Here is a 23,633-nt window from a genome sequence, read left to right on the forward strand (position 1 = left end):
CCTGATCGGTACGGAAAGGGGCCCCGCGCACTCCGGTGCGCGGGGCCCCTTCCCGTACGGCCCGGCTCAGCCCCTCCGCAGGCGGCGCCGCAGCTTGCCGCGCTGGGTCCGCCACAGCCTCTTCTGCAGGGCGAGCGTCGCGGTGCCCGACACCATGAGCGCCACCAGATTGAGCAGCAGCTGCTCGATCGACCCCCACGTCTGGCCGACCTCGCCGTAGCTGAGGGCCACCGCCGCGTTCGCCGCCGCCGGCACGGTCGTCACCGAGATCGCCACGCCCACCAGCGCGCCCGACTTGGACGAGGTCAGCGACAGGGTGCCGGCCGCGCCCGCCAGCAGCGCCACCACCAGCGAGAACGGGTCGGGCTGCCAGATGAAGCCGGTCTGCGGTCGCTCCCCGTCCAGCATCTCCTCGCTGAACAGGTCCAGCCGGTCCATGAGCAGGCTGAACAAGGTCGTCACCGCGATCGCCGCCACGAAGCCGATCAGCAGCGCGATCAGCGCGCGGGCCGCCAGCCGCGGCGCCCGCTGCACGATCGCCGTGCACACCCCGGCGATCGGGCCGAACTCCGGGCCGACCGCCATGGCGCCCACGATGAGGATCGCGTTGTCCAGGACCACACCGCAGGCGGCGATCATCGTCGCGAGCAGCATGAAGGAGAGGTACGTGACGGAGAGCGTCGACTCCTCGTGGGTCGCCTCCGCCAACTGCTCCCAGATCACCGCGTCCGCGCCCTCGCCGGGAGCGTCGTCCTCGGCCGCGTCCGCCCGCCGCGACATCGACAGGTCGATGTTCTCGACCGCGATCGAACCGTCCTGATCCAGCTTCAGATCACGCAGCCCGTGCAGGAGTTCGTCCCCCGCCTCGCGGGCCACGTCGCACATCACCACGTCGCCCGCGGGGGCCCGCGCCGCCCCCGGCAGCACCACCAGATGGGTGGTGCCCACCGTCGAGCCGATCAGTTCCGTGACCGCCTCCGTGCGGTCCGGGGGCACGATCATCCGCAGATGCAACATCCCCCGAGCTTACGGAAATCAGAGCTTGCGCAGGCTCAGGCGCTGCACCTTGTGGTCCGGGCCCTTGCGGACGACGAGCGTCGCCCGGCCGCGCGTCGGCGCCACGTTCTCCAGCAGGTTCACCCTGTTGACGGTCCGCCACATCGTGCGGGCGTAGTCCAGGGCCTCCTCCTCGGAGACCTGCGTCCACCGCCGGAAGTACGACGACGGGTCCTGGAACGCCGTCTCCCGCAGCTTGCGGAAGCGGTTGAGGTACCAGCCCTCGATGTCCTCCGGCCGCGCGTCCACGTACACCGAGAAGTCGAAGTAGTCCGCCAGACCCACCCGGGTCCGCCCGTCCTTGCCGGGCAGCGCCGGCTGGAGCACGTTCAGCCCCTCGACGATCAGGATGTCGGGGCGCCGCACCACCAGCTGCTCGCCGGGCACCCGGTCGTAGATGAGGTGCGAGTAGACGGGTGCGGTGACCTCGTCCTTCCCGGCCTTCACGTCCGCGACGAACTTCGTCAGCGCCCGCCGGTCGTACGACTCCGGGAAGCCCTTCCGGGACATCAGCCCGCGCGCCTTCAGCTCCTCCATCGGATAGAGGAAGCCGTCGGTGGTGATCCGCTCCACCCGCGGGTGCTCCGGCCAGCGGGCGAGCAGCGCCTGGAGGAGGCGGGCCACCGTCGACTTGCCGACCGCGACCGAGCCGGCCACCCCTATGACGAAGGGGGTGCCGCGCTGCTCGGCCTTCTCGCCGAGGAAGGTGTTCAACGCCCCCCGCAGTCCGCTGGTGGCCTGCACGTACAGGTTGAGCAGCCGGGAGAGGGGCAGGTAGACGTCCCGGACCTCGTCGAGGTCGATGACGTCCCCGAGGCCCTGGAGCCGCTCGACCTCGTCGGCGGTCAGGGGGAGCGGGGTCTTGTCGCGCAGGGCGCTCCACTCGGCGCGGGTGAGGTCGACGTACGGCGTCGGCTCGGCGGCCCTGCGGGGCCCACCGTTCCCGGCACCGTTGCCGTTGGCGCTTCGTGGCGGCGAAGTGATCACCCCGCCATTGTCCCGGCTTCCCGCGCGCCGTGGGCCGTGGGGTGGGTCACGTGCCGCGCGGTTGACGGATGCCGCCCCGACTCCGTGCGGGGTCCGGGACGGGCGCCCGCTTCGGCCGTAGGCTGCCGCCATGTGCGGAATCGTGGGATACGTCGGCGGGCAGTCGGCGCTTGATGTGGTCGTCGCGGGGCTGAAGCGGCTGGAGTACCGCGGGTACGACTCGGCCGGGGTCGCCGTGCTCGCGGACGGCGGGCTCGCCGCCGCGAAGAAGGCGGGCAAGCTCGTCAACCTGGAGAAGGAGCTCGTCGAACGGCCGCTGGCCGGCGGCACCGTCGGCATCGGGCACACCCGGTGGGCCACCCACGGCGGCCCCACCGACGCCAACGCCCACCCGCACCTCGACAACGCGGGCCGGGTCGCCGTCGTCCACAACGGGATCATCGAGAACTTCGCCGCCCTCCGCGAGGAGCTCACCGGGCGCGGCCACACCCTGCTCTCCGAGACCGACACCGAGGTCGTCGCCCATCTGCTGGCGGAGGAGTTCTCCTCGGTGGGCGACCTCGCCGAGGCCATGCGGCTGGTCTGCCGGCGGCTCGACGGGGCCTTCACCCTGGTCGCCGTCCACGCCGACCAGCCGGACGTCGTCGTCGGCGCCCGCCGCAACTCGCCGCTCGTCGTCGGCGTCGGCGAGGGGGAGAACTTCCTCGCCTCCGACGTCTCGGCCTTCATCGCCCACACCCGGTCCGCGATCGAGCTGGGCCAGGACCAGGTCGTCGAGCTCACCAGGGACGGCGTCACCGTCACCGACTTCGACGGCGCGCCCGCCGAGGTGCGTGCCTTCCACGTCGACTGGGACGCCTCCGCCGCCGAGAAGGGCGGCTACGACCACTTCATGCTCAAGGAGATCGCCGAGCAGCCGAAGGCGGTCGCCGACACCCTCCTCGGCCGGATCGACGCCTCCGGGCGGCTCACCCTCGACGAGGTGCGGATCCCCGACGCGGTGCTCCGCGAGGCCGACAAGATCGTCATCGTCGCCTGCGGCACCGCCTTCCACGCCGGCCTCATCGCCAAGTACGCCATCGAGCACTGGACCCGGATCCCGTGCGAGGTGGAGCTGGCCAGCGAGTTCCGCTACCGCGACCCGATCCTCGGGCAGCGGACGCTGGTGATCGCGATCTCGCAGTCCGGCGAGACCATGGACACGCTGATGGCGCTGCGGCACGCCCGCGAGCAGGGCGCCAAGGTCCTCGCCGTCTGCAACACCAACGGCTCCACGATCCCGCGCGAGTCCGACGCCGTGCTGTACACGCACGCCGGGCCCGAGGTCGCGGTCGCGTCCACGAAGGCCTTCCTCACCCAGCTCGTCGCCTGCTACCTGCTCGCCCTCTACCTGGGCCAGGTGCGCGGCACCAAGTGGGGCGACGAGATCCGCGCCGTCGTCCGCGAGCTCGCCAGGATCGGCGAGGAGGTCGAGCGGGTGCTGGAGACGATGGAGCCGGTACGGGCGCTCGCCCGCTCCCTCGCCCACAAGGACACGATCCTCTTCCTCGGCCGGCACGTCGGGTACCCGGTCGCCCTGGAGGGCGCGCTGAAGCTGAAGGAGCTGGCGTACATGCACGCCGAGGGCTTCGCGGCCGGCGAGCTGAAGCACGGGCCGATCGCCCTGATCGAGGAGGACCTGCCGGTCGTCGTCGTGGTGCCCTCGCCGAAGGGCCGCTCGGTCCTCCACGACAAGATCGTCTCCAACATCCAGGAGATCCGGGCCCGCGGCGCCCGGACGATCGTGATCGCGGAGGAGGGCGACGAGGCCGTCGTCCCCTTCGCCGACCATCTCGTCCGGATCCCCGCCACGCCCACGCTGCTCCAGCCGCTCGTCTCGACGGTGCCGCTCCAGGTCTTCGCCTGCGAGCTGGCCACCGCGCGGGGCAACGAGGTGGACCAGCCGCGCAACCTGGCCAAGTCCGTGACGGTGGAGTGAGTGAAGAGATGATCATCGGGGTGGGGATCGACGTGGCGGAGATCGACCGGTTCGCCGCGTCGCTGGAGCGGACGCCGGCGCTGCTCGACCGGCTCTTCGTCCGCGACGAGCTGATGCTGCCGAGCGGGGAGCGGCGCGGACCGGCCTCCCTGGCGGCGCGCTTCGCGGCCAAGGAGGCACTGGCGAAGGCGCTCGGCGCGCCGGGCAACCTGCTCTGGACGGACGCCGAGGTGTACGTCGAGTCCACCGGCCGGCCCCGGCTGCGGGTGCGCGGCACGGTGGCGGCCCGCGCGGCGGAGCTGGGCGTGGAGCACTGGCACCTGTCGCTGAGCCATGACGCGGGAGTGGCGTCGGCGGTGGTGATCGCCGAGGGGTGACGGAGGGACGGGAGCGGGGCCCGGCCGCGGGGAGGCGGTGCCGGGCCCCGCTCCGTGCCGCGCGCGACCGCCGGGGCCGGCGGTGGTCGCGAGTGCCGCGCGCGGGGTCTCTAGAAGGCGGGTCCCTCCTCGGCGCGCTGCCGGCGCCGGGCCACGGCCACGGCGGTGCCGCCGAGGGCCGCGAAGGCGACGGCCGCGACGGTGAGGGTGAGGGTGCGACCGCCGGTGGAGGCGAGCGCCGAGCCGTCGGCCGAGCCGGCGGCGACCGGGTCGGAGCCGGCCGCCTGGAGGGAGCCGCCGCCGCCCGAGGCGGTGCCGGCACCGCCGCCCGAGCCGGAGCCCGAGCCAGTGCCCGCCGTCGCGTCGGGAGCGACGGTGCCGGTGCCCGTGTCGTCCGGATCCGGCTCCGTGGTCGCGGTCTGGGGCGAGGTCGCGGTCGCCGTCGTGGTCGGGGACGCGGTTCCGGTGGGCGTGCCTGTCGGGGTGTCGGTCGGGGTGTCCGTCGGGGTCGGTTCCGGGGTGCCGGTCGGGGTGGGGGAGGCCGTGCCGGTGGGCTCTCCGGTGGGCGTGGGGGTCGGCTTGCCCGTGGGCGTGGGGGTCGGTTCCGGGGTCGGCTCCGGGGGTGTCCTCCGGACCGTCTGGGTGACCGCCCCGCCCGCCACCGTGTAGACCGTGTGGTCCTCGGGGTCCAGGGCGAGGGCCGCCGGGCGTTCGCCGGTCGGGATCGTCTCGGTGACCTCGCCCTTCGCCGGGTCGACGACGGCCACGGACGAGCTGCCGGTCTGCGCCGCGTAGAGGACGGCGGTGCCGGGGTCGTACGCGAGCGCCTTCGGGTTTCCGGGGACCGGGAGCGTGCCGGTGACCCGCTCGGCGGCGAGGTCCACGACCGAGACCGTGCCGGCGGCCAGGTTGGCGACGTAGCCGGTGCGGGTGGCCGGGTCGACGGTGACGCCCATGGAGCCGAGGGCGGTGGAGCCGAGGCTGACGCTGCCGGTGAGGCGGCCGGTGGCGCCGTCGACCGCGTTGAGCACGTTCCTGTACACGACCGAGCCGTTCTCGACGGCGCCGCCGACATAGGTGGCGTACCCGGTGTGCCGGGCGGTGTCCACGGCGAGTCCTGCCGGGTGGAAGGGCAGGACGACGGGGTCGCCGACGGGTGCGCCGGTGGCCGTGTCGTACACGGTGACCGACTTCGCGGCCTGGTTGCCGACGTACAGCCGGCCCTGGCCGGGGTCGGCGGCGAGGAGGGTGACGCTGCCGGTGACCGGGATCCGGTCGTCGGTCAGGGTGCGGGTCGCCGGGTCGAAGGCGGCGATCCGGGTGGAGAGGCCGAGGTGGAGCGTGCCGCCCGTGCCGAGCGCGAGCACGGTCGCCGGGGCGGGCAGCGGCACCGGGTCGCCGACGGCGGCGCCGGTCGCCGTGTCGTACACGGTGAGGTGGTGGACGCTGCCGTCGCTGCTGCTCACGTAGAGGCGGTCGGCGGCCGGGTCGACCTCGGCGTCCAGGGCGGCCCCGGCGGACGGGGTGATCGTGCGGAGCGTCTCGTGGTGCGGTCCGGCCGGGCCGGGGGCCGCCGCCCCGCCCGCGAGGGCGAGCGCGGCGGCGGCCGTCAGAAGGGCTGTTCTCACTGGAAGGTCACCGGGACGTAGACGTCGTACTTGCGGTCGGAGCTGTCGAAGTGGTCGGCCCGGGTGACGATCGCGCAGGTCACGCCTGACTGGCCGCAGGTGACGGTGGAGGAGAGCTGGGCCTTGACGTGGATCTGGACGGAGAAGGAGCCGAGGCCGCCGGACTCGGTGAACGGGGAGGAGTTGGACGGGGACATCCAGTACCAGTCGCTGTTCACCCAGTGGGAGGCGCCGGTGGTGCCGGTCTCGTCCTGGCCGCCGAGGCAGGGGGTGGGCTTGCTGTTCCAGGTGGAGGGGTCGGCCGTGTTCACGCCCGCGGGTATCGCGCACAGGCCGACGTAGACGCCCTGGTCGGGGTTGTAGCCGGAGCCGGTGACGGTGACGTTGGCGCCGGTGGCCGCGGCGGTGCTCGGGGCGGTGAGGGAGAGCGTGTAGCTGCGGGTGCCGTCGGTGACGGTACGGCCGGCGGTGGCGGCCGAGGCCGAGGAGGCGAGCCCGAGGGTGAGGGCGCTCGCGGAGGCGAGGGCGAGGGCGGAGGTGAGGGCGGTGCGGGTGCGGGTGCGCATGGCGAAGCCGGCCTTCCAGGGCGAGTCGGTTAGGTAAGGCAAACCTAAGTTGATCGTCGACGGGGCGTCAACCCGCGCTTTTCGGCCGCCTCTTGGGGACCGTCCCGCCCGCCCGGCCTCATCCCGAGGGTCCCGAGGCCCCCGCACTGTGGCCTCTCCCCGCGGGTCGCGGAGCCGGCCCATCCGGCGGCCCCGGCAGGTCGTGGCAGCCGCCCGGCCCCTCCCCGGCGTCACGGCAGCCGCCCCGCCCGGGCCTCTCACCGCGGGTCGCGGCAGCCGCCCGCCCGGCCCTTCCCGGCGGGCGGCCCGTACCGCGCAGGTCGCGACAGCCGCCCGCCCGGCCCTTCCCGGCGGGCGGCCCGTACCTGCGGCAGACTGCTGACCATGCGTACCGCTCACGACGTGGAGACCGTCCGGGCCGCCGAGGCCGAGCTGATGGCCCGCCTGCCCGAAGGCACGCTGATGCAGCGGGCCGCCGCCGGACTCGCGGCCGCCTGCTGCTCCCTGCTCGGCAGGGGCCGGGTGTACGGAGCCCGGGTCGTCCTCCTCGTCGGCAGCGGCGACAACGGCGGCGACGCCCTCTACGCCGGCGCCCGGCTCGCCCGGCGCGGCGCCGGCGTCACCGCCGTGCTGCTCGGCGCCCGCGCCCACGGCGCCGGACTCGCCGCGCTCCGGGCCGCCGGCGGACGCGTCACCGAGGACCCGTACGAGGCGCTGGCCGCCGCCGACCTCGTCCTCGACGGCGTCACCGGCATCGGCGGGCGCGGCGGACTGCGCCCCGAGGCCGTGCCCGTCGCCCGGGCCGCGCGCGGCTCCGACGCGGTCGTCGTCGCCGTCGACCTGCCCAGCGGTGTCGACGCCGACACCGGCGAGGTCACCGGGGAGGCCCTGCGCGCCGACGCCACCGTCACCTTCGGCACGTACAAGCCCGGACTGCTCGTCGACCCCGCCCGGGAGTACGCGGGAGCCCTGCGGCTGGTCGACATCGGGCTCGCCGCCACCCTCCCGTCCGTGCCCGCCCTGGAGGCCCTCCAGCACGAGGACGTGGCCCGGCTGCTGCCGGTGCCCGGCGCGGAGAGCGACAAGTACCGGCGCGGCGTCCTCGGGGTCGTCGCCGGCTCCGCCCGCTACCCCGGCGCCGCCGTCCTCGCCGTCGCGGGCGCGCTGCGCGGCGGTGCCGGTGCCGTCCGGTACGTGGGCCCCGCCCGCGAGGCGGTGATCGCCGCCCACCCGGAGACGCTGGTGCACTCGGGCCCGCCGGACAAGGCCGGCCGCGTCCAGGCGTGGGTCGTCGGACCCGGCCTCGGCGACGGCCCCGGATCGGAGGCCGCCGTCGCCGAGGTCCTCGCCTCCGACGTCCCCGTCCTCGTCGACGCGGACGGCCTGCGCGCCCTCGACCCCGACGCCCTGCGCGAGCGCGCCGCGCCCACCCTGCTCACCCCGCACGCCGGCGAGGCCGCCGCCCTGCTCGGCACCGACCGGGCGGCCGTGGAGGCCGGCCGGCTCGCCGCCGTCCGCGCGCTCGCCGGCCGCTACGGCGCCACCGTCCTCCTCAAGGGCTCGACCACCCTGGTCTGCGGCCCCGGCGGCACCGGCCCGGTGCGGGTCAACCCGACCGGCACCCCCTGGCTCGCCACCGCCGGCTCCGGCGACGTCCTCTCCGGTCTGGCCGGCTCCCTCCTCGCGGGCGGACTCGACCCCGTCGAGGCCGCCTCCTGCGCCGCCTACCTGCACGGCCTCGCGGCCCGCCGCGCCGCCGGCGGCACCGGCCCGGTCACCGCGACCGAGGTCGCCGACGCGCTCCGCGCCGCCTGGCGGGACGTCAGGGAACCCTGACCCGCCGCGCCTCCGGCCGGCCGCGGCTCCCGGCGGCGGGTGACCGGGCCGACAGCCGGGGCGCGCGGCCGGGACTCCGGCCACCTGAGAGACTGGGCGCGATGACTGAGACAGCACCGCCGCCCAGCCGAGCCCGCGCCGAGATCGACCTCGGGGCGCTGCGCGCCAACGTCCGCGCGCTGCGCGCCCGCGTCGCGCCCCACGTCCGGGTCATGGCCGTGGTCAAGGCCGACGCGTACGGACACGGGGCCGCGCGCTGCGCCCGCGCCGCCCTCGAGGCGGGCGCGAGCTGGCTCGGCACGGCCACCCCGCAGGAGGCGCTGGCGCTGCGCGCCGCCGGGATCACCGACGTGCCCGTGCTGTGCTGGCTGTGGACCCCCGGCGACCCGTGGGACGCGGGCGTCGAGGCCGGTCTCGACATGGCGGTCAGCGGCCGGTGGGCCCTCGACGAGGTGACCGCCGCCGCGCGCCGCACCGGCCGCACGGCCCGTATCCAGCTCAAGGCCGACACCGGCCTCGGCCGCAACGGCTGCCAGCCGGCCGACTGGCCCGCGCTCGTCACCGACGCGCTGAGGGCCGAGCAGGAGGGCCTGGTCAAGGTGACGGGGCTCTGGTCCCACTTCGCGTGCGCGGACGAACCGGGCCACCCCTCGATCGCCGCCCAGCTCGACGTCTTCCGCTCGATGCTCGCCTACGCCGAGAAGGCAGGCGTCGAGCCCGAGGTCCGCCACATCGCCAACTCGCCCGCCACGCTCACCCTGCCCGAGACCCACTTCGACCTGGTCCGGCCCGGCATCGCGATGTACGGCGTCTCGCCCGCGCCCGAGCTGGGCACCTCCGCCGAGCTCGGCCTGCGCCCGGTGATGTCGCTGAAGGCGAGCGTCGCGCTGGTGAAGGAGGTCCCGGCCGGCCACGGCGTCTCCTACGGGCACCACTACGTCACCGGCGGCGAGACCACCCTCGGCCTGATCCCGGTGGGCTACGCCGACGGCGTCCCCCGGCACGCCTCCGGCCGCGGCCCCGTCCTGGTCGACGGCACGGTCCGGACGGTCGCCGGGCGGGTCGCCATGGACCAGTTCGTGGTGGACCTCGGCGGCGACCGGCCCGCGCCCGGCACCGAGGCCGTCCTCTTCGGCTCCGGCGAGCACGGCGAGCCGACGGCCCAGGACTGGGCGGAGGCCGCCGACACCATCGCGTACGAGATCGTCACCCGGATCGGCGCCCGCGTGCCGCGCGTCTACGTGGGGGAGTAGCCCGCCATGGGGGAGGGGACCGGGGGAGGCGGCTGGCGCCGCGCGGGGTTCGCCGGCGCGGCGATAGGCGTGCTGGCCGCCGGCGCGGCGGCCGGGGTCGCGATCGAACGCCTGACGGTGGGCCGCTCGGTACGCCGGAAGGCCCGGCTCGCCCTGGACTCCACCGGCCCGTACGGCACCCTCCGCGGTGCCCCCGAGCGCGCCCTCGCGGACGACGGCACCGCCCTCGCGTACGAGGTCGACGAGGTCGGCGAGGCCGACGGGACCGGCGAGGCCCCCGGCCCGGTCGTCACCGTCGTCTTCTCCCACGGCTTCTGCCTGAGCCAGGACTCCTGGCACTACCAGCGCGCCGCCCTCCGGGGCCGGGTGCGGACCGTCTTCTGGGACCAGCGCGGGCACGGCCGCTCCGCCCGCGGCGCCTCCCAGACGGGCGCCGACGGCGTGCCCGTCACCATCGACCGGCTCGGCCGCGACCTGCGGGCCGTCATCGACGCCGCCGCGCCCGAGGGGCCGCTCGTCCTCGTCGGGCACTCGATGGGCGGCATGACGGTGATGGCGCTGGCGGAGCGGTACCCCGAGCTGATCCGGGACCGGGTGGTCGGCGTCGCCCTGGTCGGCACCTCCGCGGGCCGCCTGGAGGAGGTCTCGTACGGGCTGCCGGTCGCCGGCGTCAACGCGGTCCGCCGGGTCCTGCCCGGCGTGCTGCGGGCCCTCGGCTCCCAGGCGGAACTGGTCGAGAGGGGCCGCCGCGCCACCGCCGACCTCTTCGCCGGACTGGTGAAGAAGTACTCCTTCGCCTCCGAGGACGTCGATCCGGCCGTCGTCCGCTTCGCCGAGCGGATGATCGAGGCGACCCCGGTGGATGTGGTCGCCGAGTTCTATCCGGCCTTCGCCGCGCACGACAAGCGGCTCGCGCTCGCCGCCTTCCGCGGCCTGCCTGCGCTGGCCCTCGCCGGGGACCAGGACCTCGTCACCCCCGCCTCGCACACCGAGGTCATCGCCGCCGAACTGCCCGGGGCCGAGCTGGTCCTCGTCCCCGACGCCGGCCATCTGGTGATGCTGGAGCGCCCCGAGGCGGTCACCGGCGCGCTCCTCGACCTCCTGGCCAGGGTCGGGGCCGTACCGCCGGACTCGGGGGAGGGTCCCGCGAGCGGATAGGTTGGCGGGTATGGAAGCAGCGCACCCGCCCGTCTCCGGCGCCACCCTCTCCGTCGACTCCCCCGAGCGGATGCAGGAGCTCGGCCGCCGGCTCGCGAAGACCCTCCGCCCCGGCGACCTCGTCATGCTCACCGGCGAGCTGGGCGCCGGGAAGACCACGCTGACCCGCGGCCTCGGCGAGGGCCTGGGCGTGCGCGGCGCGGTCACCTCGCCGACCTTCGTCATCGCCCGCGTCCACCCCTCGCTCGTCGGCGGCCCCTCCCTGGTGCACGTGGACGCCTACCGGCTCGGCGGCGGTCTGGACGAGATGGAGGACCTGGACCTCGACGTCTCGCTGCCCGAGTCCGTGGTGGTCGTGGAGTGGGGCGACGGCAAGGTCGAGGAGCTGACCGACGACCGGCTGCACGTGCTCATCCACCGGGTCACCGGCGACACCGACGACGACCGGCGCACGGTCGTGCTGCGCGGGGTCGGCGGACGGTGGGCCGACGAGGACCTGTCGCTGCTGTGAACCTCACGTAGGTTCCGACAGCATGTCGGGAAAATGTTGCGCCGCCGCTCGGTGCCGTGGTCACATGGAGGCACGAGCTGGTTAGGTCTACCTAACCTACGGGAGGCATGCATGGCGACGCAGATGCCGGAGCGCGACGACCGCACCGCCGAGGAGCGCGTCTCGATGAGCGAGCTGCTGGCAGCCTGCGCCGCGGCCAGCGCCGTATCGACCCCGCCCGCGCGTGAGCACGCGCGGCCGGAGGACGAGCCGGAGCAGGACCTGAGGGACGAGGCCGCGTAACCCTTACGGGGACGGCGCGACCGGCGCCGGGTGACCCTCAGGGACGCCGAGGGGCGCCCAGGGGGCTCGGGAGGTTCCCAGGGGCGCCGAGGAGTGCCGCGAGGCGCCCGACCCGTCTCAGGGGACGACGACGACCTTCGAGCCGACCGTCGCGAAGGTCCACATCGCGTCGCCGTCGGCGCGCTTCATCCGGATGCCGCCGGTCTTCCGCGCCGGGTCCGGCGACGGCATCGAGCCGTCCAGCGCCGCGCTGAAGCCGACCGTCACGTCCTGCACGGTCGCGAAGCGGACCACGTGCTCGATCTGCACCCCGTCCGAGCCGGTCACCGAACCCGACCGCGAGGTCACCGCGTACGCGCCGGGTGCCGGGCTCACCGAGCTCGGCGCCACCGTGAAGGTGCGGGTGGCCTTGTTCTTCCCGTCGACCAGCCACACCCGGCGGTCCTTCAGCCCGTACACCACCCGCTCGCCCGATCCCGAGGCCGCCGGCACCGCCAGCGGGTCCTTCGCGGGCTTCTTCGCCCCGGCCGGCGCCGACGCCGAGGGGGTGACCGCGCTCGGCGTCCGCGAGGGCTCCGCGAGGTCGGCCGGCACGCTCGCCGACGCCTGGTAGGCGAGGAAGGCGACCACGGCGACGGCCGCCGCGGTGAGCCCGGCCACGAATCCCGAGCTGCTCCTTGCCACCGTCTCCACCTCTTCGTACGTACGTGCCCGAGCCTGACGAGCTGTCCGGCCCGACGGTAGCAGCCGGGCCCCCGGAGGGCCGCGCGCCGCATCGCCCGCTCGTGGCGCCGTAGGCTGTTCGCGTGCTGTTGCTCGCCATGGATACCGCCACCCCCGCCGTCACCGTCGCCCTCCACGACGGCACGGCCGTCGTCGCCGAGTCGACCTCCGTCGACGCCCGCCGTCACGGGGAGCTGCTGCTCCCCGCCGTCGACCGGGTCCTCACAGAGGCCGGGACCGCGCTCGACGCGGTGACCGGCATCGTGGTCGGGGTCGGCCCGGGCCCCTACACCGGACTCCGGGTCGGGCTCGTCACCGCCGCCGCCTTCTCCTCCGCCCTCGGCGGGGTGCCCGTGCACGGCCTGTGCACCCTCGACGGCCTCGCGTACGCCTCCGGCCTCGAAGGCCCCTTCGCCGTGGCGACGGACGCCCGCCGCAAGGAGGTCTACTGGGCGCGGTACGACGACGCCCGCACCCGGGTCACCGACGCCTCCGTCGACCGGCCCGCCGACATCGCCGCCGAGCTCGCCGGACTGCCGGTCGTCGGCGCGGGCGCCCTGCTCTACCCGGACGCCTTCCCGGACGCCCGCGGCCCGGAGCACCAGTCCGCCGCCGCGCTCGCCGCCCTCGCGGCCGAGCGGCTCGCGGCCGGCGGCGAGGGCTTCCTCGACCCGCAGCCGATGTACCTGCGGCGCCCCGACGCGCAGGTGCCGAAGAACTACAAGGTGGTCACCCCCCAGTGAGCGGGGAAGCGGCGACCGGCGGTGCCGTCCTGCGCGAGATGCGCTGGTGGGACCTGCCGGAGGTGCTGGCCCTGGAGGCGGATCTCTTCCCCGAGGACGCCTGGTCGGAGGGGATGTTCTGGTCCGAGCTGGCGCACGCGCGCGGGCCCCGGGCCACCCGGCGGTACGTGGTCGCTGAGACCGCCGCCGGGGAGCTGGCCGGTTACGCGGGTCTCGCCGCGGCCGGCGGGCTCGGGGACGTCCAGACCATCGCCGTCTCCCGCGGGCAGTGGGGCACCGGGCTCGGCGCCCGGCTCCTCACCGACCTCCTCCAGCACGCCACGGCCTTCGAGTGCGACGAGGTCCTGCTCGAGGTGCGCGTGGACAACACCCGGGCGCAGAAGCTGTACGAGCGCTTCGGCTTCGAGCCCATCGGTTTCCGGCGCGGCTACTACCAGCCGGGCAACATCGACGCGCTCGTGATGCGACTCACCGTTCAAGGAACAGGGACTGAGATCTGATGGCTGCTGACGAACCGCTGGTCCTCGGCATCGAGACCTCCTGCGACGAGACCGGTGTCGGCATCGTCCACGGCACCACCCTGCTCGCCGACGCCGTGGCCTCCAGCGTCGACACCCACGCCCGCTTCGGCGGCGTGGTGCCCGAGATCGCCTCCCGGGCCCACCTGGAGGCGATGGTCCCGACGATCGAGCGGGCCCTGGAGACCGCCGGCGTCTCCGCGAGAGACCTCGACGGCATCGCGGTCACCGCGGGCCCCGGCCTCGCGGGCGCGCTGCTCGTCGGCGTCTCCGCCGCCAAGGCGTACGCCTACGCGCTGGGCAAGCCGCTCTACGGCGTCAACCACCTGGCCTCGCACATCTGCGTCGACCAGCTGGAGCACGGCAAGCTGCCCGAGCCGACGATGGCCCTCCTGGTCTCCGGCGGGCACTCCTCGCTGCTGCTCTCCGCCGACATCACCTCCGACGTGCGGCCGCTGGGCGCCACCATCGACGACGCCGCCGGCGAGGCCTTCGACAAGATCGCCCGCGTCCTCGACCTGGGCTTCCCCGGCGGACCCGTCATCGACCGGCTCGCCCGGGAGGGCGACCCGGCCGCCATCGCGTTCCCGCGCGGCCTCAGCGGCTCCAGGGACCCGGCGTACGACTTCTCCTTCTCCGGTCTGAAGACCGCCGTGGCCCGCTGGATCGAGGCGAAGCGGGCGGCCGGCGAGGAGGTGCCGGTCCGGGACGTGGCCGCCTCCTTCCAGGAGGCCGTCGTCGACGTCCTCACCCGCAAGGCCGTCCGGGCCTGCAAGGACGAGGGCGTCGACCACCTGATGATCGGCGGCGGCGTCGCCGCCAACTCGCGGCTCCGCGCCCTCGCCGAAGAGCGCTGCGAGCGGGCCGGGATCCGGCTCCGGGTGCCCCGGCCGGGCCTGTGCACCGACAACGGCGCGATGGTCGCCGCGCTCGGCGCCGAGATGGTCGCCCGCAACCGGGCCGCCTCCGACCTGGAGCTGTCGGCGGACTCCTCGCTGCCGGTGACGGACCCGCACGTGCCCGGCGCCCACGCCCACCCGCACGACCACGACCACGACCACGTGCACGAGATCAGCAAGGAGAACCTGTACTCGTGAGGGTCACGCTCATGTGGGAGGCCCGGGCCGTGCAGGGCCGGGGCCCGGAGCTCCTGGAGTGGGCGCGGGCCCGGGTCCTGGCACGCGAGCCGCTGCGCCGGGAGGTGTTCCGGGCCCCCCAGGACCGGGTCCTCGTCCTCACCTGGTGGGAGGCGGACACCTTCGACGCCGAGCTGCCCGAGCTGCCCGAGCCGGAGGCGGAGCTGATCACCCGGCCGGTCCACCGCTGGCGCTTCGAATCGGTCGAATAGCCGATCCGTTCGGCGTTCGGGCAACCATTCGAGCGGTTCGGGCATCCCACAGCCCGTGAAGAAGCAGATCGCGGTGTGGGCGGCGCTGACCGCCGTGGTGCTCCTGATGACGGGCTGCACGGCCCAGGCCCCGCCGGCCGTCCCGCTCGCGACCCCCTCGGCGAAGGCCGCCGCGCCGGATCCGGCCCCCGCCCCCGGGGCCGCCCGGGCCGCCGCGTACGGGAAGTGGGGCCTGAAGCCCTTCCCCGCGCCGCCCGCCCCGCCCGCCGTCAAGCCGGTGAAGCGGATGCCCGGCGGCCCGGTCCCGGTGATCAGCGACATACCCACCCGGGACAAGGTCGTCTTCCTCACCATCGACGACGGGGCCGAGAAGGACCCCGCGTTCGTGCGGATGATGGACGAACTGGACGTCCCCTTCACGATGTTCCTCACCGACTCGGTGATCAGCGGGGACTACGGCTACTTCGACCCGCTCGTCCGGCAGGGCCACGGCGTCGCCAACCACACCCTCACCCACCCGAACCTGCGCACCCTCTCCCCGGAGGCCCAGCGCCGCGAGATCTGCGGCCAGCAGGAGAAGCTGCGGCAGCGGTACGGCACCACCCCCCGCCTCTTCCGCCCGCCCTTCGGCAACTGGAACGAGGCCACCCGCGCGGCGGCCGGGCGGTGCGGGGTCGACGCGATCGTCCTCTGGCGCGAGTCCATGCAGATCAAGAACATGCAGTACCAGCGCGGCGACCGGAGGCTCCACCCCGGCGACATCGTCCTCGCCCACTTCCGGGGCCCCGCCGAGCTCAAGGGCCGCACGATGACCGAGATGACGGCGACGATGCTCCGCAGGATCCAGGAGCAGGGCTTCACGGTGGCCCGCCTGGAGGACTACGTCTAGAGATTTCCCGGGCGTGGTGTCGATGCGGGCCGGGCCCGTTCGACGTATGTGTGGAAGGCGGGGAACGGCCCCGCCACCGCACCCCCAGGAGTCACCATGCCCCGCTTCCTCTCCCTCGTCCGCATCGAGGAGAACACCATCGACATGGAGAGCGCCGACCCCGGCTTCGAGGAGCGGATGGGCGCGCTCTTCGAGGAGATCACCAAGGCCGGCGCCATGGTCGACACCGCGGGCCTGCGGCCGACCGCCGAGTCCACCCGCATCACCTGGGAGGGCGGGAAGCTGTCCTTCACCGACGGGCCCTTCACCGAGACCAAGGAGGTCGTCGGCGGGTACGCGATGCTCCAGTGCAAGGACATGGCCGAGGCCGTCGAGTGGGGCAAGCGGTTCCTCGCGGTGCACCCGCCGCAGTGGAAGGTCGGCCTGGAGGTCCGCGAGGTCGAGGAGATGCCGGAGGGCTGACCCCGGCCGTGCTCTCATGGAGGGCGTGACGGTGCGGAGCACGCTGGAGACGGTCTTCCGGATGGAGTCGGCGCGGATCATCGCCACGGTGACCCGCGTCGTCCGCGATGTCGGCATCGCCGAGGAGATCGCCCAGGACGCGCTGGTCGCCGCTCTGGAGCAGTGGCCGCGGACGGGCGTCCCGGACAACCCGGGCGCCTGGCTGACGGCCACCGCCAAGCACCGCGCCGTCGACCTCGTGCGGCGCCGCGAGACCTACGCGCGCAAGCTCGCCGAGGTCGGCCGGGCGCTGCCGGAGGAGTCGTACGACCCCGAGCCCTCCGGCCCCGGCGACATCGACGACGACGTGCTCCGGCTCGTCTTCACCACCTGCCACCCCGTGCTCTCCGCCGAGGCCCGGGCGGCGCTCACCCTGCGGCTGGTCGGCGGACTGCGGACGGACGAGATCGCCCGCGCCTTCCTCGTCCCGGAGGCGACCGTCGCCGCCCGGATCACCCGCGCCAAGCGGGCGCTCGCGAAGGCGGGCGTCGAGTTCGAGGTGCCGTACGGGGCGGAGCGGGCGGCGCGGCTCGATTCCGTCCTGGAGGTCGTCTACCTGGTCTTCAACGAGGGGTACGCGGCCACCGCCGGCGACGACCTGCTGCGGCCCGGGCTCTGCGAGGACGCGCTCCGGCTGGCCCGCGGCCTCGCCGCCCTGATGCCCGGCGAGAGCGAGGCGCACGGCCTCGCCGCCCTCCTCGAACTCCAGGCGTCCCGTGCTCCCGCGAGGACCGGGCCGGGCGGCAGGCCGGTGCTCCTCGCCGACCAGGACCGGAGCCGGTGGAACCGCCTCCTCGTGCGGCGCGGTTACGACGCCCTCGCCCGGGCCGGGGGAGGGCGCGGGTACGGCCCCTACGCCCTCCAGGCCGCGATCGCCGCCTGCCACGCGCGCGCCGGGTCCTACGCGGAGACGGACTGGGCGGTGATCGCCGGGCTGTACGGGCGGCTGATGGAGCTGGCGCCCTCGCCCGTGGTCGAGTTGAACCGGGCGGTGGCCGTCTCGATGGCCGAGGGGCCGGCCGCGGCGCTCCCGATCGTCGACGCGCTCGCCGCCGAACCGGCCCTGGACCGCTACCACTTGCTGCCGAGCGTCCGCGGCGACCTGCTGGCCAGGCTGGGGCGGGCGGACGAGGCGCGGGCGGAGTTCGCGCGGGCGGCGGAGCTCACCCGGAACGAGAGCGAGCGGGCGTTGCTGCGGGGCCGCGCGGGGGAGTCGGGGGAGTCGGGGGGCCCTGGGGGTGTCCGGGCCGACCGGGACGGCAGGCCCTAGGGTTCTGGGCATGTCTCCGCGTATCCCCCTGCCTCCGCCGCCCCCGCCCGTCGAGGTCCGGAGCTGGCCCGACCGGGAGGCGCTCCTGGCGGACCGGGCGAGGGCGCTCGACGCGCTGGGGCGACGGCTGCTCGGCGGCGGGCGGTTCGCGCTGTTCGCCGGTTCGGTGCTGACGCTCCAGCTGGGCTGGGGCATGGTGGGCATGCTGCTGGCCGACCCCGACCGGGCGATCCTCGACCCGTTCACCTTGCTGATCCAGCTGATCGCCGCCGTCCTCGGTCTCGGTGTGCTGGTGCCGGGCGTCTGGCTCGTCGTGCGCGGGGTGCGGCAGGACCGCGTGGTGCGGGAACGATTCCTCGCCTGGGCCGCGCTGGACCGGGACGCGGCGGCGGACGCGCGGCTGCGCCGGCCCGTGCAGAGCGCCTGCTGGATGCTGCTCTCCGCCGTCCTGTGCGGCCTCGGGCTGTGGCTGGGCTTCGCCGTGCCGGCCGGGGCGACCCCGGCCGCCGGGGGCCACTACGTCGTCGCGTACGGCATGGGCGTCGCCCTGATCTTCTGGATCAACGGCCTGATCGGGCTCTTCAAGGCCGTCGGGCACTACCGGACGGCGATCAGGATCGCTCCGCCCGCGCGGGCCGGCCGATCAGCATCGTCGGCGCCCCCGCGACACGTGTGAGCAGCACCGTCGCGGAGTTCGGCCCCTTCGGCGCGACCCTGCGCCGGATCTCCTCGGGCGCGACGGCCGAGCCGCGCTTCTTCACGGTCAGCGTGCCCACCTCGCGCTCCCGGAGCAGGGCCTTCAGCTTCTTGAGGTTGAAGGGGAGTTCGTCGGTGATCTCGTAGGCGGAGGCGTACGGGGTGGGGCTCAGGGTGTCGGCGGTGATGTAGGCGATCGTCGGGTCGATCAGGCCGCCGCCCAGCTCCTCGGCGGCCTCGGCGACCAGATGGGCGCGGATGACGGCGCCGTCCGGCTCGTAGAGGTAGCGGCCGACGGGGCGGACCGCCGGGTCGGGCAGTCCCCGGCCGGTGAGGCTCGCACCGGAGGGCAGCAGCGTGGCGCGGCGGGCGCCGGGCTCCGTACCGAACCAGAGGACGGCCTCCTTCACGTCGCCGCCGTCCGAGATCCACTCCGCCTCGGCCTCTTCGGGGACGGTCTCGTGGGGGACGCCGGGGGCGATCTTCAGGGCCGCGTGCGGGGCCTTGCGGGCCGCCTCCATGGCCCAGGACAGCGGCGGGGAGTACGCCTCCGGGTCGAAGATCCGGCCCCGCCCTCCGCGCCGCGCGGGGTCGACGAAGACGGCGTCGTGGGGGCTGGTGTCGATCTCGGTGACGTCGGCGCAGCGGACCTCGATCAGGTCCGCGAGGCCGAGCGCGGCGGCGTTGGCGCGGGCGACCTCGGCGGTGAGCGGGTCGCGGTCGACGGCGAGGACGGAGATGCCGGCGCGGGCGAGGGCCAGCGCGTCGCCGCCGATCCCGGAGCAGAGGTCGGCGACCGAGCCGACGCCGAGGGCCTTGAGGCGGGCCGCGCGGTAGGTGCCGACGGCCGCCCGGGTGGACTGCTCGACGCCGTTCGGCGTGAAGTACATGCGGTACGCGTCCTCGGGACCGAACTTCGCCACCGCGCGCTGCCGCAGCCGGGCCTGCCCGAGGGCCGCCGAGACCAGCTCGACGGGGTGGTCCCGGCGCAGCCGGGAGGCGACCGCCAGCTCCTGTGCGGGGTCGTGGTCGCGCAGGGCGGCGAGGAGCGTCTGGCCCTCGGGGGCGAGCAGGGCGGCGAAGGCGGCGAGGTCGGTCACCTTTCCATTCTCCCTGTGGGCCGGGCGGGGGACGGTGGGGCCGGTACGGCGGTGTCGCGACCGGAGGAGCGGGTCGCGCTGACAGGATGCGGCGCCATACCGCTCGTACGACAAAAGGAAGAAATGATGGCAAAGGGCTCCTCGCGTCGCGCCCTCGGTGCCGCGCTCCTCGTCGCCGCGCTCACCTCCACCGCCGCCTGCGCGGGCGGCTCCGAGCCCGCGTCCTCCGGCGCTCCCGCCCCCGCTGCCGGCCAGCAGGCCCCGGAGCGGACCGCCGCGCAGGCCGCGGCCCGGCTCGCCGCGGAGAAGAAGGCCGCTCTGGCGCAGCGCCGGGCCGCCCGGGCCGCCGCCGCGAAGAAGTGGGGCCTCAAGCTCACCCCCCTCGAAGCGCCCGCCCCGCCCAGGACCAAGCCGAAGATCACCACCCGGAAGGGCTTCGAGACCGACGGCGAGGGGCTGCCGCCCGTCTTCACCACGGTCCCCACCAAGGAGAAGGTCGTCTTCCTCACCATCGACGACGGATCCGAGAAGGACCCCGAGCTCATCCGGATGATGAGCGACCTGAAGATCCCGTACAGCGCCTTCCTCAGCGACTACGTCGTCAGCGACGACTACGCCTACTTCGCGAAGATGCAGAAGTCCCAGCCCGGCGGGGTCGCCCTCCACAACCACACCCTCAACCACAAGTACCTGCCCGGACTCTCCTACGCGCGCCAGAAGCGCGAGATCTGCGGGATGCAGGACGTCATCGAGAAGAAGTACGGCAAGCGCCCCGAGCTCTTCCGGCCCCCGTACGGCAACTACAACGAGAACACCCTGCGCGCCGCCGCGTCCTGCGGCGTCAAGGCCGTGCCGCTCTGGGCCTCCGAGGCGTTCCCGGACCACATGGAGTGGCGCGAGTGGGACCGCGACCTGCACCCCGGCGACATCGTCCTCACCCACTTCCGCGGCGAGGAGGATTGGAAGGGCAGCATGCCGGACATGATCCGCCGGGTGATGAACGTGATCACGTCGAAGGGCTACGCGGTCGGCAAGCTGGAGGACTACGTATGACCCGGCTCCGCCCCCTCGTCCTCGCCGTCCTCCTCCTCGCCCTCACGGGCTGTGCCTCCGCCGTCGACCCGCTCGAACGCCTCGGCCGCAAGGCGGTCGAGAGCGTCGGCGACCGGGGTCCGGACGGCTCCACCGTCCGCGCGGAGGCCGCCACGGAGTGAGGAATTGGCACTCCGCTTGACCGAGTGCTAATCGCGGTCATAGTCTCGGCTCTGGCACTCCCCACTGGAGAGTGCCAACACAGCGACAGGCAGGTCCGGCACCCGCGACGACGGATCCACCTGGTCGCCACCCCAGACAGTTAACCCCGCGAGATCTCCGAAGGGGGAGGTCGGATCGTGACGACCGCCAGCTCCAAGGTTGCCATCAAGCCGCTCGAGGACCGCATCGTGGTCCAGCCGCTCGACGCCGAGCAGACCACGGCCTCGGGCCTGGTCATCCCGGACACCGCGAAGGAGAAGCCCCAGGAGGGCGCCGTCCTCGCCGTGGGCCCGGGCCGCTTCGAGAACGGCGAGCGCCTGCCGCTCGACGTCAAGGTCGGCGACGTCGTGCTCTACAGCAAGTACGGCGGCACCGAGGTGAAGTACAACGGCGACGAGTACCTCGTCCTCTCGGCCCGCGACGTGCTCGCGATCATCGAGAAGTAAGACGACGTACCTGCTTTGACCGCGCCCCTGACCCCTTGATCTCTTGGGCGTCCAGGGGCGCGGTTCGTTTTCCCACACGATTTCCGAGAGGGCTGAACCGCTCCCATGGCGAAGATCCTGAAGTTCGACGAGGACGCCCGTCGCGCCCTTGAGCGCGGCGTCAACAAGCTGGCCGACACGGTGAAGGTGACGATCGGCCCCAAGGGCCGCAACGTCGTCATCGACAAGAAGTTCGGCGCCCCCACCATCACCAACGACGGTGTCACGATCGCCCGCGAGGTCGAGATCGACGACCCGTACGAGAACCTCGGCGCCCAGCTCGTCAAGGAGGTGGCGACCAAGACCAACGACATCGCGGGTGACGGCACCACCACCGCCACCGTGCTCGCCCAGGCGCTCGTCCGCGAGGGTCTGCGCAACGTCGCCGCCGGCGCCTCCCCGGCCGCCCTCAAGAAGGGCATCGACGCCGCGGTCAAGGCCGTCTCCGACGAGCTGCTCGCCACCGCGCGCCCGATCGACGACAAGTCCGACATCGCCGCCGTCGCCGCGCTCTCCGCGCAGGACCAGCAGGTCGGCGAGCTCATCGCCGAGGCGATGGACAAGGTCGGCAAGGACGGTGTCATCACCGTCGAGGAGTCCAACACCTTCGGCCTGGAGCTGGAGTTCACCGAGGGCATGGCCTTCGACAAGGGCTACCTCTCGCCGTACATGGTCTCCGACCAGGAGCGTATGGAGGCCGTCCTCGACGACCCGTACATCCTGATCAACCAGGGCAAGATCTCCTCCATCCAGGACCTGCTGCCCCTCCTGGAGAAGGTCATCCAGGCCGGCGCCTCGAAGCCGCTGCTGATCATCGCCGAGGACGTCGAGGGCGAGGCGCTCTCCACCCTCGTGGTCAACAAGATCCGCGGCACCTTCAACGCCGTCGCCGTCAAGGCGCCCGGCTTCGGTGACCGCCGCAAGGCGATGCTCCAGGACATGGCCACCCTCACCGGTGCCACCGTCATCGCCGAGGAGGTCGGCCTCAAGCTCGACCAGGCCGGTCTGGACGTGCTGGGCACCGCCCGCCGCGTGACCGTCTCCAAGGACGACACCACCATCGTCGACGGTGGCGGCAAGTCCGAGGACGTCGTGGGCCGCGTCGCGCAGATCAAGGCCGAGATCGAGTCCACGGACTCCGACTGGGACCGCGAGAAGCTCCAGGAGCGCCTCGCGAAGCTGGCCGGCGGCGTGTGCGTGATCAAGGTCGGCGCCGCCACCGAGGTGGAGCTGAAGGAGAAGAAGCACCGTCTGGAGGACGCCATCTCCGCGACCCGCGCCGCGGTCGAGGAGGGCATCGTCTCCGGTGGTGGCTCCGCGCTCGTCCACGCCGTCAAGATCCTGGACGACAACCTCGGCAAGACCGGAGACGAGGCCACCGGCGTCTCCGTCGTCCGCCGCGCCGCCGTCGAGCCGCTGCGCTGGATCGCCGAGAACGCCGGCCTGGAGGGTTACGTCATCACCTCCAAGGTCTCCGAGCTCGACAAGGGCCAGGGCTTCAACGCCGCCACCGGCGAGTACGGCGACCTGGTCAAGGCCGGCGTCATCGACCCGGTGAAGGTCACCCGCTCCGCCCTGGAGAACGCCGCCTCCATCGCCTCCCTGCTCCTCACCACCGAGACCCTCGTGGTGGAGAAGAAGGAGGAGGAGCCGGCGGACCACGGTCACGGCCACGGTCACGGCCACTCCCACTGAGGCCACTGACTGAACCACCGAGGCCCGGTGCTCCCGTCGCGGGAGCACCGGGCCTCGGTGTCTTTCCTATGCCTCGACCGCCCCGAGCTGCCCCATCAGTCCGAGCAGGTCGTACTGCCACCAGCCCTCGGCGATCTTCCCGTCGTCGCGGAAGCGGTGGATGGTGGTGCCGGTCATGGTGACCTCCATGCCGGTCGGCTGGAGGCCCATGAAGTCGCCGACGTGGGTCCCTCTCCAGCTCCACCGGGTGCACACCCGGTCACCGTCGGCGAGCTGGTCCTCGACGGTGAACGCGAAGTCGAAGCCCGCGCGCCACTGCTCCACCTCGCGCCGGACCGCGTCCATCCCGAGGGTGTCCACCGGGTTCGTCGGATCGTGGTCGTGGTAGCCCTCGGCGAGCAGGGTGTCGAGCAGGGCCAGGTCGGAGCCGTTCGCCATCCGCTCGAACATCTGCCGCGCGTTCGCTTTGTACAGCGCCTCGTCCCGGACCACGTCCAGGTCGGTGAAGGTCGGCATCTCGTCGCAGAGCGCGACCAGCTCCCGGAAGATCCGGTCGGTCTCGGGCAGCTGCGAGTTGCGCATGGCCACGTCGTACGAGGGGAACTCCACGATCTCGACGACGTGTTGGGCGTCGGACCGGTCGGTCCCGACGATGCTGTGGGTGGCGGTGCGTTTTCCCCGGGTCTGTTCGACCCAGCGGTCCATGAGCCGGTTCAGCTCCTCGACCCGGCTCGTCCTGCAATCGATGATCTGCACGAAGGTCATGGCCGCCTCCGACG

26 protein-coding genes are annotated in these 23,633 nt (G+C 73.9%); 19 read left to right on the plus strand and 7 right to left on the minus strand.

Going from position 1 to position 23,633, the window contains the following annotated elements; genetic code table 11:
- Positions 1–66: 66 nt before the first annotated feature.
- Positions 67–1,017, minus strand: a complete 951-nt coding sequence (locus ACF1BN_RS19480) for a DUF389 domain-containing protein (RefSeq protein WP_392332800.1) — start codon at positions 1,015–1,017, stop codon at positions 67–69.
- An 18-nt stretch (positions 1,018–1,035) separates the two neighbouring features.
- On the minus strand, positions 1,036–2,043 hold the full coding sequence (gene coaA / locus ACF1BN_RS19485; protein ID WP_392332801.1) for a type I pantothenate kinase: 1,008 nt from the start codon (positions 2,041–2,043) through the stop codon (positions 1,036–1,038).
- Positions 2,044–2,173: 130 nt separating this feature from the next.
- Between coaA and glmS the strand changes: the two genes are divergently transcribed.
- Together glmS and ACF1BN_RS19495 are read left to right on the plus strand one after the other, a co-directional pair.
- A complete protein-coding gene (gene glmS / locus ACF1BN_RS19490) occupies positions 2,174–4,021 on the plus strand; it encodes a glutamine--fructose-6-phosphate transaminase (isomerizing) (protein ID WP_392332802.1) in 1,848 nt (615 codons plus the stop codon).
- Between the two features lie 8 nt (positions 4,022–4,029).
- Positions 4,030–4,398: a holo-ACP synthase gene (locus ACF1BN_RS19495; RefSeq protein WP_376604641.1), complete on the plus strand. Its 369-nt coding sequence runs from the start codon at positions 4,030–4,032 to the stop codon at positions 4,396–4,398.
- Between the two features lie 110 nt (positions 4,399–4,508).
- On the opposite strand, the gene ACF1BN_RS19500 is transcribed toward ACF1BN_RS19495, so the two are convergent.
- Both ACF1BN_RS19500 and ACF1BN_RS19505 read right to left on the minus strand, forming a co-directional pair.
- Complete coding sequence (locus ACF1BN_RS19500; RefSeq protein ID WP_392332803.1) at positions 4,509–6,026, minus strand: YncE family protein; 1,518 nt, start codon at positions 6,024–6,026, stop codon at positions 4,509–4,511.
- Positions 6,023–6,592, minus strand: a complete 570-nt coding sequence (locus ACF1BN_RS19505) for a hypothetical protein (RefSeq protein ID WP_392332919.1) — start codon at positions 6,590–6,592, stop codon at positions 6,023–6,025. The genes ACF1BN_RS19500 and ACF1BN_RS19505 overlap by 4 nt, the downstream gene beginning before the upstream one ends.
- Positions 6,593–6,976: 384 nt before the next feature.
- Here ACF1BN_RS19505 and ACF1BN_RS19510 point away from each other — a divergent pair, with 384 nt between their 5' ends.
- The 5 genes from ACF1BN_RS19510 (at position 6,977) to ACF1BN_RS19530 (ending at position 11,632) form a co-directional block, all read left to right on the plus strand.
- Complete coding sequence (locus ACF1BN_RS19510; protein ID WP_392332804.1) at positions 6,977–8,428, plus strand: NAD(P)H-hydrate dehydratase; 1,452 nt, start codon at positions 6,977–6,979, stop codon at positions 8,426–8,428.
- A 101-nt stretch (positions 8,429–8,529) separates the two neighbouring features.
- Positions 8,530–9,681, plus strand: coding sequence for an alanine racemase (gene alr / locus ACF1BN_RS19515; protein ID WP_392332805.1), 1,152 nt, complete (start codon positions 8,530–8,532; stop codon positions 9,679–9,681).
- A 6-nt stretch (positions 9,682–9,687) separates the two neighbouring features.
- Entirely contained in the window at positions 9,688–10,839 is a 1,152-nt protein-coding gene (locus tag ACF1BN_RS19520) for an alpha/beta fold hydrolase (RefSeq protein WP_392332806.1), read from the plus strand.
- A 10-nt stretch (positions 10,840–10,849) separates the two neighbouring features.
- A complete protein-coding gene (tsaE, locus tag ACF1BN_RS19525) occupies positions 10,850–11,350 on the plus strand; it encodes a tRNA (adenosine(37)-N6)-threonylcarbamoyltransferase complex ATPase subunit type 1 TsaE (RefSeq protein WP_392332807.1) in 501 nt (166 codons plus the stop codon).
- 111 nt (positions 11,351–11,461) lie between these two features.
- Positions 11,462–11,632, plus strand: a complete 171-nt coding sequence (locus ACF1BN_RS19530) for a hypothetical protein (RefSeq protein ID WP_392332808.1) — start codon at positions 11,462–11,464, stop codon at positions 11,630–11,632.
- Between the two features lie 117 nt (positions 11,633–11,749).
- Here the strand turns inward: ACF1BN_RS19530 and ACF1BN_RS19535 are convergent, their stop codons facing one another.
- Entirely contained in the window at positions 11,750–12,292 is a 543-nt protein-coding gene (locus ACF1BN_RS19535) for a hypothetical protein (RefSeq protein ID WP_392332920.1), read from the minus strand.
- 146 nt (positions 12,293–12,438) lie between these two features.
- Between ACF1BN_RS19535 and tsaB the strand changes: the two genes are divergently transcribed.
- The 8 genes from tsaB to ACF1BN_RS19575 all read left to right on the plus strand — a co-directional run bounded on the left by tsaB (position 12,439) and on the right by ACF1BN_RS19575 (position 18,300).
- Complete coding sequence (tsaB, locus tag ACF1BN_RS19540; RefSeq protein ID WP_392332809.1) at positions 12,439–13,098, plus strand: tRNA (adenosine(37)-N6)-threonylcarbamoyltransferase complex dimerization subunit type 1 TsaB; 660 nt, start codon at positions 12,439–12,441, stop codon at positions 13,096–13,098.
- Between the two features lie 38 nt (positions 13,099–13,136).
- Positions 13,137–13,598, plus strand: a complete 462-nt coding sequence (rimI, locus tag ACF1BN_RS19545; protein ID WP_392332921.1) for a ribosomal protein S18-alanine N-acetyltransferase — start codon at positions 13,137–13,139, stop codon at positions 13,596–13,598.
- Positions 13,598–14,713 (plus strand): tRNA (adenosine(37)-N6)-threonylcarbamoyltransferase complex transferase subunit TsaD, encoded by a 1,116-nt coding sequence (tsaD, locus tag ACF1BN_RS19550; RefSeq protein WP_392332810.1) that lies wholly within the window; start codon positions 13,598–13,600, stop codon positions 14,711–14,713. Before rimI ends, tsaD begins: the two co-directional genes overlap by 1 nt.
- On the plus strand, positions 14,710–14,964 hold the full coding sequence (locus tag ACF1BN_RS19555; protein ID WP_392332811.1) for a hypothetical protein: 255 nt from the start codon (positions 14,710–14,712) through the stop codon (positions 14,962–14,964). The genes tsaD and ACF1BN_RS19555 overlap by 4 nt, the downstream gene beginning before the upstream one ends.
- A 55-nt stretch (positions 14,965–15,019) precedes the next feature.
- Entirely contained in the window at positions 15,020–15,853 is an 834-nt protein-coding gene (locus ACF1BN_RS19560) for a polysaccharide deacetylase family protein (protein ID WP_392332812.1), read from the plus strand.
- A gap of 96 nt (positions 15,854–15,949) precedes the next feature.
- On the plus strand, positions 15,950–16,315 hold the full coding sequence (locus ACF1BN_RS19565; RefSeq protein ID WP_392332813.1) for a YciI family protein: 366 nt from the start codon (positions 15,950–15,952) through the stop codon (positions 16,313–16,315).
- A 16-nt stretch (positions 16,316–16,331) separates the two neighbouring features.
- A complete protein-coding gene (locus tag ACF1BN_RS19570; RefSeq protein WP_392332814.1) occupies positions 16,332–17,624 on the plus strand; it encodes an RNA polymerase sigma factor in 1,293 nt (430 codons plus the stop codon).
- A gap of 10 nt (positions 17,625–17,634) precedes the next feature.
- On the plus strand, positions 17,635–18,300 hold the full coding sequence (locus ACF1BN_RS19575) for a hypothetical protein (protein WP_392332815.1): 666 nt from the start codon (positions 17,635–17,637) through the stop codon (positions 18,298–18,300).
- Here the strand turns inward: ACF1BN_RS19575 and ACF1BN_RS19580 are convergent.
- Complete coding sequence (locus tag ACF1BN_RS19580; protein ID WP_392332816.1) at positions 18,236–19,420, minus strand: SAM-dependent methyltransferase; 1,185 nt, start codon at positions 19,418–19,420, stop codon at positions 18,236–18,238. The genes ACF1BN_RS19575 and ACF1BN_RS19580 overlap by 65 nt on opposite strands.
- 126 nt (positions 19,421–19,546) lie before the next feature.
- Between ACF1BN_RS19580 and ACF1BN_RS19585 the strand changes: the two genes are divergently transcribed.
- The 4 genes from ACF1BN_RS19585 to groL all read left to right on the plus strand — a co-directional run bounded on the left by ACF1BN_RS19585 (position 19,547) and on the right by groL (position 22,854).
- Complete coding sequence (locus tag ACF1BN_RS19585; RefSeq protein WP_392332817.1) at positions 19,547–20,473, plus strand: polysaccharide deacetylase family protein; 927 nt, start codon at positions 19,547–19,549, stop codon at positions 20,471–20,473.
- Positions 20,470–20,634 carry a hypothetical protein gene (locus ACF1BN_RS19590; RefSeq protein ID WP_392332818.1) on the plus strand — a complete coding sequence of 55 codons (165 nt, stop codon included), beginning with the start codon at positions 20,470–20,472 and terminating at the stop codon, positions 20,632–20,634. The genes ACF1BN_RS19585 and ACF1BN_RS19590 overlap by 4 nt, the downstream gene beginning before the upstream one ends.
- A gap of 177 nt (positions 20,635–20,811) precedes the next feature.
- Entirely contained in the window at positions 20,812–21,120 is a 309-nt protein-coding gene (groES, locus tag ACF1BN_RS19595) for a co-chaperone GroES (RefSeq protein WP_004955293.1), read from the plus strand.
- Positions 21,121–21,225: 105 nt separating this feature from the next.
- Entirely contained in the window at positions 21,226–22,854 is a 1,629-nt protein-coding gene (gene groL, locus ACF1BN_RS19600; RefSeq protein ID WP_392332819.1) for a chaperonin GroEL, read from the plus strand.
- A gap of 66 nt (positions 22,855–22,920) precedes the next feature.
- On the opposite strand, the gene ACF1BN_RS19605 is transcribed toward groL, so the two are convergent.
- On the minus strand, positions 22,921–23,619 hold the full coding sequence (locus ACF1BN_RS19605) for an ester cyclase (RefSeq protein WP_392332820.1): 699 nt from the start codon (positions 23,617–23,619) through the stop codon (positions 22,921–22,923).
- Positions 23,620–23,633: the final 14 nt, after the last annotated feature.

Origin of the sequence: Streptomyces sp. NPDC014861, from assembly GCF_043081625.1 — a bacterium.
Taxonomy (GTDB): domain Bacteria; phylum Actinomycetota; class Actinomycetes; order Streptomycetales; family Streptomycetaceae; genus Streptomyces.